At 37.0% G+C, this 12,115-nt stretch carries 10 protein-coding genes; 6 read left to right on the forward strand and 4 right to left on the reverse strand.

The genetic code is table 11. From position 1 onward, the window contains the following. Positions 1-67 precede the first annotated feature (67 nt). The gene (locus tag RIV7116_RS22815) at positions 68-1,198 is read right to left on the reverse strand and encodes a phosphotransferase enzyme family protein (RefSeq protein WP_015120684.1); all 1,131 of its coding nucleotides are present in this window, start codon (positions 1,196-1,198) and stop codon (positions 68-70) included. A 120-nt stretch (positions 1,199-1,318) separates the two neighbouring features. Here RIV7116_RS22815 and RIV7116_RS35980 point away from each other — a divergent pair, with 120 nt between their 5' ends. The 3 genes from RIV7116_RS35980 (at position 1,319) to RIV7116_RS22825 (ending at position 2,867) form a co-directional block, all read left to right on the forward strand. Continuing rightward, entirely contained in the window at positions 1,319-1,492 is a 174-nt protein-coding gene (locus RIV7116_RS35980) for a hypothetical protein (protein WP_015120685.1), read from the forward strand. A gap of 29 nt (positions 1,493-1,521) precedes the next feature. Next, positions 1,522-1,902, forward strand: coding sequence for a DUF4870 domain-containing protein (locus tag RIV7116_RS22820; protein WP_015120686.1), 381 nt, complete (start codon positions 1,522-1,524; stop codon positions 1,900-1,902). A gap of 608 nt (positions 1,903-2,510) precedes the next feature. Then, positions 2,511-2,867, forward strand: coding sequence for a group 1 truncated hemoglobin (locus RIV7116_RS22825; RefSeq protein WP_015120687.1), 357 nt, complete (start codon positions 2,511-2,513; stop codon positions 2,865-2,867). Positions 2,868-3,076: 209 nt separating this feature from the next. Here the strand turns inward: RIV7116_RS22825 and RIV7116_RS36555 are convergent, their stop codons facing one another. After that, the gene (locus tag RIV7116_RS36555) at positions 3,077-3,223 is read right to left on the reverse strand and encodes a hypothetical protein (RefSeq protein WP_198287548.1); all 147 of its coding nucleotides are present in this window, start codon (positions 3,221-3,223) and stop codon (positions 3,077-3,079) included. Between the two features lie 632 nt (positions 3,224-3,855). Further along, on the reverse strand, positions 3,856-6,579 hold the full coding sequence (gene alaS, locus RIV7116_RS22835) for an alanine--tRNA ligase (protein ID WP_015120688.1): 2,724 nt from the start codon (positions 6,577-6,579) through the stop codon (positions 3,856-3,858). A gap of 307 nt (positions 6,580-6,886) precedes the next feature. Between alaS and RIV7116_RS22840 the strand changes: the two genes are divergently transcribed. Then, a complete protein-coding gene (locus tag RIV7116_RS22840) occupies positions 6,887-7,090 on the forward strand; it encodes a heavy-metal-associated domain-containing protein (RefSeq protein ID WP_015120689.1) in 204 nt (67 codons plus the stop codon). Positions 7,091-8,540: 1,450 nt separating this feature from the next. Continuing rightward, positions 8,541-9,671 carry a GGDEF domain-containing protein gene (locus RIV7116_RS22845; RefSeq protein WP_015120690.1) on the forward strand — a complete coding sequence of 377 codons (1,131 nt, stop codon included), beginning with the start codon at positions 8,541-8,543 and terminating at the stop codon, positions 9,669-9,671. Between the two features lie 168 nt (positions 9,672-9,839). Here RIV7116_RS22845 and RIV7116_RS22850 read toward each other — a convergent pair whose 3' ends face one another. Beyond that, a complete protein-coding gene (locus RIV7116_RS22850) occupies positions 9,840-10,532 on the reverse strand; it encodes a hypothetical protein (protein WP_015120691.1) in 693 nt (230 codons plus the stop codon). A 300-nt stretch (positions 10,533-10,832) separates the two neighbouring features. Here RIV7116_RS22850 and RIV7116_RS22855 point away from each other — a divergent pair, with 300 nt between their 5' ends. Beyond that, positions 10,833-11,951, forward strand: coding sequence for a patatin-like phospholipase family protein (locus tag RIV7116_RS22855; RefSeq protein WP_015120692.1), 1,119 nt, complete (start codon positions 10,833-10,835; stop codon positions 11,949-11,951). Positions 11,952-12,115 lie beyond the last annotated feature (164 nt).

Below are 12,115 nucleotides of genomic sequence, written 5' to 3' on the forward strand. Positions count from 1 at the left end.
ATAACATAATTCCGATTAATATATTTTGCGCTTATAAAGACGGCAATTGAGAAAAATCGAGTCGAACTTAATTTGCGAAACTTGATATGATTTTCCGAATAGAACTTTCTTGCATCTCAATACTTTCAGTCAGCTTAAACTGTACCAAAGCCCTAGCAAGATTATGTTCTGGATATTTAACTTTAAAATAAACATTGCCAGCCAAGTAATCTGTAAAAAATCGTAGCCCCAATTCAAAAGCAATCAAACGAATCGCATCGTATATATATAAATAGTCGTTTTCGTGAAGAAAATCCTGCGCTACTCCAAGATAGCCACCCAAAAGAGATTCACATACATCAGTATCGAAACTCACATTTTCCCAAAGTTCGGTTTCTTCTCCCAAAGGATTGCAACCAGAGCGCAAGCAATCGCCAATATCGTAGTGTACTAATCCCGGCTTTACGGTATCTAAATCGATAATACTGATAGCTCTACCATCACCAGTATCAATCATTACGTTATTTACTTTTGGATCGCCGTGGATTGGGCGTAAATGCAAGCGCGATTGCATTTGAGCATTTTCTAACACATGTGCCCAATCTTGACGACAACTGATGAATTGCAAACAATATTCGACTTCCGGAGATTGGCAAGACGCTGCATATTGCCTCAATACATTTTCATACTGTTCTAAGTAAATGGGTGTAATGTGAAAACCCGGTAAGGTATCAGCTAATTTCTCTACAGGTAAATCGCTAATCAGATTGTGAAACATGCCTAAAGCGTAACCAACCTCACTCGCATGTTTATTATCTGTAATAGTATCGAAAGTTTCAGCATTATCGATAAAACCAATGGCTCGCCAAAACGAATTGTCGGTATCGATAAAATGGTCTTGATTATTTTGAGTTAGCAATACCTTCGGCACTTCCCAACGACGATTTAAAGTTAGGGAAGAATCCTGTAGCCGTTGACGCACGTGATTGGTAAAAGTACTCATATTTCGCATTACCAATGCAGGTTCGCGAAATACATTTTGATTAATCCGCTGTAGTATAAAATGCTTTTCTTCTACAGAATCTAAAGTAACAAGAAAAGTACCGTTAATATTTCCATGACCAAATTCTTCAACTTGAATCACCTTCCCCGGTGTCTCAAATTTATTTGCAATTTCAGTAAGTTTATTTAAAGCCGTGCTTTCTGTATTAGCGTTCAAAATAGTGACCTGATGTTTAATATAATACGAAACCTTCTATAAACTTCCTTCCTAAAACGAAAAAAGCTTTGAATAGTTTTTATAAATATATATGCCTACAATGACTAAGCCAATATCAGTATGCAACATTATGAAATTAATTACGACGGAGCTTGCAATCCGGGAGCAGCAGCTACAACCCCTGCAATCAATCTTATAACAGCTTTAATTAGAATTTATCGGTTCGGTAAACCTCATATACTGATTTACGGTAAACTTCAATACGAATCTGACTATATAGTAGTTACAATTTAATTAAGAAAACAAGTTAAGGAACCCAACAGATGCAAGAAGTTACATTTAATTCTGATAAGCGTAAACTGCTGTCAAGTTTGTGTCATGGGGCGATTTTCTTTAGTACAACATTATTTTCTATCGGCGTTCCAATTGCTATTTATTTTACTTCCGACGATCCAGTTGTTAAAAGCAACGCCAAAGAATCAATAAATTTTCACTTTAACGTTTGGTTTTGGGCTACTGTAGTTGGGGTTCCAATTGCGATTTTATCTTTCCTTACTTTTGGGCTTGGTGGAATCTTATTTTTCCCCGTAGTTGGCTTTGGATTTCTAGTACATTGGGGATTGACGATTGCAGCATTGTTGCACTGTATTTTAGGTAATGCGGACGAACCGTTCCGCTACCCGTTTATTTTTAGGTTGTTTTGAATCAAAGTCTAGTAAATCGCTTCAATTTTATATTTTGTTTTTGGGAAAGGATTGCAATGAGCAGTCCTTTTTTGTTATGAGCAAGGGATATTAACAATATATTAGTTTGAACTTGTAACTGACAGACTTTATTTTATTGATTTGAAATTCCAAATATTAAATTAATTTTATATTTTGTAGAAAACTGTTTAGCTCGCAAAATGCACGCTTAGCTTTAACATCAATGGTTTTGCAGAAATAATGTATTACAAAACAAGTATGCTGATAAAAATAAACACTACGGCGTTACTGTCGTCAACATCGTGCTGATGCGATAGGGTAATTATGTCAAGATAAAAACTCAAGAATTTTGCAAAGAAAAGTCCTTGATAATTATCTAGAAATACGATGCTGCAAAACTTCAAAATATGCAGTCATCGAAAAATTACAACTAGTCAAAACTACTAATCTTAAACTTCGCGATTGAAAACTCCTAATCCCAATAGCAACTAAAGGTAGTGATTCATTTTACTAAAACTTGAGTTGTGCGGTCGGAATTTTAATTTTACTAAGTAGAGGTTTAGTTTAGTACTTCAACACTGTAAATATTCGCTTCAAAGGAACAGGAAATGAGTACATTATACGAAAAAATCGGCGGACAACCTACCATTGAAAAAGTGGTCGATGACTTTCATAACCGCATCATGGCAGACAGCACCGTCAGCGGCTTTTTTGCCAATACTGATATGAAAAAGCAGCGCGATCATCAAATTGGTTTCTTTTCTCTAATCCTGGGTGGTCCCAAAGACTACAAAGGTCGTAGCATGGACAAAACACATACAGGAATGGGTTTACAGCAACCACATTTTGATGCTATTAGCAAGCATTTAAGTAGTGCAATGACTAGCTCCGGAGTATCTGCTGACGATGCGAAAGCAGCAATGGCAGAAGTTGAAAAATTAAAGCCTGCTATTTTGAATAAGTAAGTTTTTTATTAACCCAATATCAATATTTTGGGTAGATGGTGGATATTTTTTTGGGAAAGGGTTGTGATGAGCATCCCTTTTTTTTGTAGGTTGGGTTAGACAAGACGATAAATTAGTTGATAATTAATAAATGATTTTATCGTGTCGTAACCCAACATTGATATTTTGAGGCGAAAATGAAAATTTTAGTCATCGAGAAGGGATTTAAGTCAGTCACGCACTTCTCCTTTACCAATACGAGTTGAAGGTTTTTCTGTTAAAGCATCCTCTATAATTTTGGTAATTATTGGTTCATATGCTAGATGTTCCCGCTCTATCAAATCAAGTTTTTGAGAATCTAATTCTTCCTTATCCAATTGTTCTTCAATTTCAGATGTAGATGCAGTTTCAAAAAATATTTCTACTGCTTCAACTAAATTATCTCTTGCTTCTTCAATTGTTTTACCTTGACTGGCAATATCTAATTTCGGACAAAGTGCTACGTCAAAATCGTCTTCAGAGTTAATACTTGCTGTTAGTTATTTTTTTCTGTTTCATGTTTATAGTTTATTCAAAAAAGTAGCATATCAAGTTAGCTGTTACGGATTTTTCTCTGTAAAAAATTTACTCTAAATTTTATCTAATTTTTCATCTAAAATAAGCAGAAAGCTATAAAAAATATTACATTGGGCGAATAATATCTTTTACGTTGTAATCGAGTTTATTAAAAAGAAAAACATTGTTGGTTGATTGTATTTGTTTGAGGACTTACGTAGGTTGGGTTAGACACTAAAATAAATTAGTTGATAGTTAATAAATGAATTTATTGTGTCGTAACCCAACATTGATACCTTGAGGAGATAATAAATATTTTGTTGTTAATTGAAGATGCTTTCATTATCAACAAATTATAATGTTGGGTTACGACGGATTTTAATTAATTGCGTTTAAGCTCAAAATTACTTGTCCGTCTAACCCAACCTACAATTCACAAGTTTACAAAAACCAACTAACCCAAACTAACTTTCAAATCCCCCTTGGCTTTCTCCAATGCTTCGGGTAATTTACTCGCATCTCTTCCACCAGCTTGAGCTAGATTTGGTCTTCCACCTCCTCCACCACCGCACATTTTTGCTACAGCACCAATAAATTTACCTGCTTGAACTCCTTTTTTGTTAATATCTGCACCGAATGCTGCTACTAAACTGACTTTTCCACCATCTAAGGGAGAACCCAATACAACTGCTGCGTTATTACCGATTTTCTGCTGCAATCTTTCGGCTGCTGTTTTCAAGGATTCTGCGTCTACTCCTTCCATTTTCGCAACCAGATATTTATACTCTCCTACCGATTCAACGGTTTCTAATAAACTGTCGGATTTTGCTATGGCTAATTGTCCGCTCAGTTTTTCAAGTTCTTTTTGTGCGTTTTTCAGTTCGGTTTGCAGTGTCGTAATTCTATCGGGGATTTCTTCGGGTTTTACTTTGAACCGTTCGCTCAAATCTTTGACTACATTATCCCGCACGTTGAGATAATCTAATATTGCAGACCCCGAAACGGCTTCAATCCTTCTTATTCCTGAAGATATTCCAGCTTCAGAAATTATTTTAAATACTCCAATCTCCGCAGTATTACTCACATGAGTACCGCCACAAAGTTCCATTGATACGCCTTGAAAGTCAATTACTCGCACTTCCTCACCGTATTTTTCACCGAACATTGCTACCGCTCCTCTAGCTTTTGCTTCTGCTAAAGGTAAAACTTCAATTTTTGCACCATGAGCTTCTGCTATCCAGTTATTAACTTGGTCTTCAACTTGCTGTACTTCTTCCGGTGTCATGGCACGGGGACAATTAAAGTCGAAGCGCAATCTATCGAAGTTAACTAAAGAACCTGCTTGAGAAATTCCTTCATCGACGATTTTTTTCAAAGCTGCTTGTAACAGGTGAGTTGCGGTATGATTCGCTTGAGCGCGACGACGACAAGCACGGTCGATTTGAGCAGTTACAGAATCTCCGACTCGGATTGTACCGCGTTCGATGCGTCCGAAGTGAACAAAAAAGTCGGATTCTTTTTTCACGTCTTCAATTCTGATGAGGATTCCGTCACCCTTCGGGTATCTCCCTGGCGGGAGACGCTCCGCTAACGCCACTTCGCTCAAGGTCGGGAACCTCCGCACACGAGTGGTCTCACCGCTGATATAGCCTCTATCGCCGATTTGTCCGCCGGATTCTGCGTAAAACGGGGTTGTGTTAAGAACAATTTGTACTTCGGTTCCGGATTCTGCTGCTTCTGTGGAAATTCCTTCTACTAATATGGCTTCGACTTTTGATGTTGCTGTAGATTCGGTATATCCAACAAATTCGGTAACTTCGATTGATTCTGCTAATTTATCAAGTTCGCCTTGAACGGTTAAATCGATGGTTTGATGCGCTCCTTTAGAACCTTCTATTTGCCCTTGCATTCTCTTATTGAAACCGTCAACATCAACTGTAAAACCTGCTTCGGAAGCAATTTCTTGAGTTAATTCTAAGGGAAAGCCATGAGTATCGTATAAAGTAAAAGCATCATCACCGCTAATAACGGTTTTATTTTCCTGCTTTAATTTAGCGATAACTTCCTCAAGTAATTTCTCACCTCTTTCCAAAGTTTTGAGAAATTGAGATTCTTCTCGCTGCAATTCTGCTTTGATGGCGTTTTCTCGCTCCCTGACTCTGGGATATGCACCTTCAGAAAGAGAAATTGCCGTTTCCACAACTTTAGTAGTAAATTCCCCTTCAATCCCAATTAATCTACCGTGACGCACCACCCGACGAATCAACCGACGCAACACGTAACCTCTACCAACGTTAGAAGCGCGGATTTCATCTGCAATCATATGCATTACAGCACGAACGTGGTCGCCAATTACTTTTAAAGAAGTTTTGGTTTTTTCGTCGCTTTTACTGTAGTCAATTCCCGCGATTTCACCAGCTTTTTCAATAATGGGAAAAATTAAATCAGTTTCATAATTATTGGGAACCTGTTGGAGGATTTGAGCCATTCTTTCCAAACCCATCCCGGTATCAATATTTTGATTGGCAAGGGGAGTTAAATTACCATCCGCATCGCGGTTATACTGCATGAATACCAAGTTATAAAACTCGATAAACCTCGAATCGTCATCTAAATCAATATTTTCATTACCAAGCTCTGGGTGAAAATCGTAGAAAATCTCCGAACATGGCCCACAAGGTCCCGTTGCACCAGAAGCCCAAAAATTATCTTCATCCAAACGTAAAATTCTGGCTTCCGGTACGCCGATTTTATCTCTCCAGATATTGTAAGCTTGGTCATCTTCGTGGTAGACGCTCACCGCGAGTCTTTCGGGGGGTAAATTAAAGACTTTTGTGGAAATTTCCCAACCCCAATTTATAGCTTGTTCTTTAAAATAATCCCCAAAGCTGAAATTACCCAACATCTCAAAAAACGTATGATGCCGCTTGGTAACTCCGACGTTTTCAATATCGTTAGTCCGAACACACTTTTGAGAAGTAGTAGCACGTTTAAATTCCGGATTACGCTGCCCCAGAAAAATCGGTTTGAAAGGAAGCATCCCCGCAATCGTCAGCAATACCGTAGGATCTTCCGGTACCAGAGAAGCGCTGGGAAGTTGTTGGTGTTCCCGTTGAGCGTAAAAGTCGAGAAATTTCTGCCGGATTTCGTTACCGCTGAGATGTTGGGGTACAGACATGAGACTAAGCCTTGATGAAGGTTAAAAGTTAACTCGAATTAAAACTATAAAATACCAAAAAATTAATGTATAGGGAGTGGAAATTGGAGAGGGGGAGAAGGGGAAGAGGGGGAAGAGGGGGGAGATAGGGAGCGAGACGCTGCCACTACATTTTAAATACTTGCTACTCGCTGTTCACTGATAACTGTTCACTGATAACTGCTCACTGTTCACTGATAACTGTTCCTCTGGGTTATGCTCTTTTTCTTTAAGAATAGGTAAAATTCAAAAAGAACAACCATGTGAAATCTAGAGAGTGAGGTAGTTAATGGCGCTCAATTTAAAAGTCTCCAATCTTAAGTGTGAGGATTGCGCTACAAAGATTAGCGAAGCCATAAAGGTTATGGAGCCTAAAGCTACAGTTAATGTAGATGTGGATTCTAAAACAGTTTCTGTAGACTCGGGCGCTTCTGCGGAGTCAATCAAGCAGGCAATTGTTGCTGCTGGTTATCATGTTGAAGGTTATCAGTAAACATTTCTCGCAACTGTGACTTGACAACTGCACTACAAGAAAATTTTGAACTCTAAACTTCCCCTATTGATAGGGCATTAGGGTTAGGTTTTATTTATTTGTCTGTATGCACAATCTTAGCAACTTCCAACAAGCCAGCTTTCTACAGATATAAGCATAATTTCCGTTATGCAATGAGTAAGAAACTGGGTTTGGGAACACAGGTGCATTCGTCTTGCATTTATAGGACTTACACAAAGACATCTTAAGAACCCGGTTTCTATATAAAAGTCGCTAACTATGAAAGTACGACTTAAACCGAAACCGGGATTCTTTTTTCATTTCTTCTATTTATCGCTAAATTGTATTCTCTTCACATTTAACGTATATTCTCTTAAGTAAATTCCACATAACCAAGATATTACTTACGTAAATATACCACTAAAAAATAAAATTTTTATTAAATTAGTTTAAATCAAAATTTTAAAAAGCTGTATATACCGTAAAAAAAAACTTGAAAAAGATTTTCTCACTATTTTCTTAATGTTCTTTCAGCCAAAATTTAGAAAATATTAAATTTTATTAGTTAAGGTAGATATATCGGTTATCACGTAATTACTTAATTATTTTAAACTTTTTTAAGAGTTTTTATCTAAGTATTTATTTGAGGACTTCAAATCAATGAAATTTTATAATCTATTGTGACTTTAAGCATATCGCGAGCAAATTTTGAATGATAATGTTGACCAAAAACCTACTTGATTTCCAGGGTTTCAGCCAATTTTTAAGTGGCGCATATAAATCAAATAATGACTGCGATATTTAAACCCTATTTACCAATTTGAAGTATATGCTGCCATTAATGGTTGTTAAGTATACCGTGTTCGTTGTGACAAATTATGATTCAAATCACAGCTATCACCAAAATCAATTATTAACATTGGAGGAAATAACAGCAATTTTTAAAACATTGTAAAGACTTTATTCTATAAAGATGTTGAGAAGTATTCAAAACATCTTATTTGGTAGAAATCACTGGTTTTTTTGGCTCTTATCCTGATGATTCCGTATTTATACTGTTTGAAATATATACTGTTTAAGCAGAAATTAGGTATCAGGAATCTAAGTCTCAAAATTTGTAGTTGAATATGCATATTTACTAAAGGAGATTGATTTGAGTTTGTTACAAAAAACAACAGGATGGAAACAAAATGAGGGGTCATACCCCCTATATATAAAGATGTTTTTGTAGAGTAAAAATTAAAAACTTCAGCATATTTTATTGAGGCTTTAGTCTTTACCTTCTTTTATCACTCTCATAAAAAAAGCCTGCGGAATACAGTAAATTGACTCAATTTTAAATTTAGGGCTTGATTTACTAACAAATAATCAAAATTATGCTGTAGAGCTTTTCCTAGACTGATATTAGAAGACTATTAGGTTGAAAAAAATAACAATAAAAGTAAAAAACATGAACATTTCCATTTTGGTTTTTGGAAATGAAGAATTTCTAGCCACACTACCAACTCAAGTAAAAGATACAGATGCTTTTAGTTTAGAAGCAATAAATAACCTCGGAATGGCAGTGTCGCGTATTCAACAAGAACCTCCTGACATTATTCTTGTCCAATCTAGTCAAAATGAAAGTATGCAGCTTTGCAGTTGGTTAAAAGAACAAACAAAACTGTCTTGGATCTACTGCATTCTTTTAGAAGATAGTCTTGAGTTAATTGCCGAAAGAAGCCATCAAAGCTGGGAATGGGAATTAGAAATGACCTCCAAAGCTTTGAGATTAGGAGCAGATGCTTATATTTGGTATGGAAATGCTCAAGACTCGGAATCTATTAGGCAAAGAAGAACAGATTCTTTTGAAGCGCACTTAAACCCTAGCCATCGCTTGTTGTTATCGCAATTAAATGTCGCTTTGCGTAAAGCCCATAAATACCGCGATTTGATGCAAACTAATGATTTGTTATCTACAATTGCTTTAGCCGATTCGCTAACAGAATTGAATAACCGTCGCGCTCTACAGTGGGATTTACCCAGGCAAATTCAAAAAGCTCGTGAGGATGATTCTCCTCTAAGTCTAATTATTTTGGATGTAGACTATTTCAAAAAAGTTAACGATAATTACGGGCATCTAGTCGGCGATAGACTTTTAAAATTATTATCAAGTCGCATACGCCACAATTTGCGAATTCAAGATACTGCTTTCCGTTACGGTGGAGAAGAATTTGTTGTTATTTTGAGCGATACAACTCTTGAAGAAGCTGATTTGGTAGCTCGCCGTTTGAACAGCATAATAAGAGAAAACCCCTTCTTTATCGATAGTACTTTAAATATCAATGTCACCATCAGTTTAGGAACTTCTTGTTTGCTTACAGATGATGACGATCAAGGTTTAAGCTTACTCAATCGAGCCGATAGTTTCTTATTACAAGCTAAATCGAAGGGAAGAGATCGCGTAGTTAGTTGTGGTAAAAATATCGCAGATAGTCAAACTGCTGCTTTATCTCAAAAAAACTGTCTAAATGAAGTTAATTACGGCAATTTTAGCAGTAGCAGTAAATCGCAATCATTTCCCATCAAAATTGCTGGATAATGTTAGGAGTTAAGAGTGATAAGTGAAATCCTATCTCAGGAGCGCATTATTTTTAAGATGCCCTGAAGATATGATTTTGGGAAAACTTGGGAATCTGCAAGGCAATCCCCAAGAAAAAACTGCAATCAAAATCTCAAATCAAATTTGATATTGGCTCCCGTTGTTTGTTTACTTTTCGCTCTTAACTCCTTGCTTTATCAAAATATCTTTACATTCTTTTACTGTGGCGCGTTTTCGCATAGTATCTACTAAAGTTTGATATGCAGACCAATTATTTTCCAAAAGCGTTTTTGCTTGAAGAATGCTAAAACGCTGCTTTTGGTTGCAAAAAGAATCGGAACAGCCTAAAGATTTTAAAACCCCTTTGAGTTTGTTTTGATCGTCTGCACCACCAGAAGCATCATCATAAACCAGCTTTTCTGCGGCAATGCCAGCCATCCAAATCGTATAGTAGCGTTCTAAGATGCGAGTCGTTATGGCACCTTTTTCAAATTGAGATAACAACTCAACATCGCCAAATGTGACACCAGCTAATCCCTTTTGTTTTTGCTTAAATGCCTCCCAGGCGCTCAAAGTATATCCCGTTACCGGAACACCTAGGACATGAGCAACAAGGAAATGTCCTGCTTCGTGATGAAGAATGCGTTCCCTGTATTCTGATGAAAATCCACTAATCAAATCTAAAAATAAAGTTCCTCCCCTGCCTTCCAAACTCCAAGAATCAAAAGTTGCTATTCCTAAAATTGCAAAAGTTGCAACCGCAGGAACCGCAGGGGATAAATTAATCAAAGGGCCGAGTAATATTGAAAACGTCATCAAAAATATTGATATCGCAACCAAATTAAAAGTTGTTTTATTCATTTTCTGTTGATGGAAAAGTTCATCTTTCTTAATTATGTAACAGCATACAGTTAGCAGCGAACAGTGAACAATGAACAGTTACCAGTATTCCACCACATTAATCATTAATATAGTTATGATTCTTCCCCCTCTTCCCCCTCTCCCCGCTCTTCCCGCTCTCCTGACTTGGAATTAGCAAAACCGGGCGATAATGTGATTTAGCATACATAATGGATATTTGTAACAGTAAACTTACTTGGTAAATATTTTTTATTTTCTATTGACTGCAAAATTATTACCAAATTATTGGGGGAGTTATAAATGAGAACTGATATGCCATTTCATATCCTGGCTCTCGATGGTGGCGGAGTCAGAGGTTTAGTTACGGCGGTAATTTTAGAGCGTTTGGAAAAAAAGCTGCAAAAACACCAGCCAGATAAACAGCTTCGCGATTATTTTGACGTAATTAGTGGAACTTCAACAGGTAGTCTTATTGCTTGCGCTTTGTCTAAAGGCTTGAATGCTAGGGAAATTAAAGATTTTTATGTTCATAATTCCCAAAATATCTTTCCTCCAAGCAAAATACTGATTCACAGCATTTTAAACTGGGTTCGCTTGGGTTCTAGTCATCCTATTTATAGCGATGAAGGTTTAAAAATGGTGCTTAAATATATTTTTGGTAATCTTAAGTTTGGCGAATTAACCAAACCTACCATAGTTACCAGTTACGATACTTATAACCGTCAAGCTGTTGTATTCAAAAATACTAAAATAGCTCATCAAGATATCCCCGTATGGGAAATTTGTCGTGCTTCTTCAGCCGCTCCCATCGGTTTCCCCGGTTACGAAATGAAGCATAAAGCTTTTATCGAAGATTGGCGATCGCAAGGTTATGCGATACCGGATTCGAGTGGTATCCCTTTAATAGATGGCGGGGTATTTGCTAATAATCCAGCTTTGTGCGCGATCGCAGAACGTTTGCGTTGGAACAAAGAGTTACCAGATAATCCAAAATGGAATAGTCTAATATCAGAACAAGTCAATCAAAGAGATATTATAGTTGCCTCTTTCGGTACCGGACAACATGTCAAAAAAATTGGAGCAAAGCAGGTAAAACAATGGGGAGCATTAGAATGGTTGAGTCCCCGTTATGATTTACCTCTTTTAGATGTTCTTTTCGATGGTGCTGGTGATGCAGTATGTTACATCGCAGAGCAAATTATTGGTAACACTTATTTTCGCTTCCAGCCCCATTTTGATAAAAGCATACCTACTTTCAGCGCCAAACAAGAAAATATTGATGCAATGCTAAATTATACGGAAGAATATCTATCATTGGCAGAAGTCGATAGCAAACTGAATAAATTAGTAGAAACTCTTAATTCTTCAAAGAGAAACAATAAAATTGAGAGCAGGGAAAAGTTAGGTGTTGGTAATTGATAATTGGGCATGGGGCATGGGGCATTGGGCATGGGGCATTGGGCATTGGGCATGGGGCATGGGGCATGGGGCATGGGAAATTGACGATAACTGCTCACTGTCCACTGTTCACTGTCCACTGTTCACTGCTCACTGCTTGTGAATTAAATATTACGGTGGAAATG

This window comes from Rivularia sp. PCC 7116, assembly GCF_000316665.1.
GTDB lineage: Bacteria > Cyanobacteriota > Cyanobacteriia > Cyanobacteriales > Nostocaceae > Rivularia.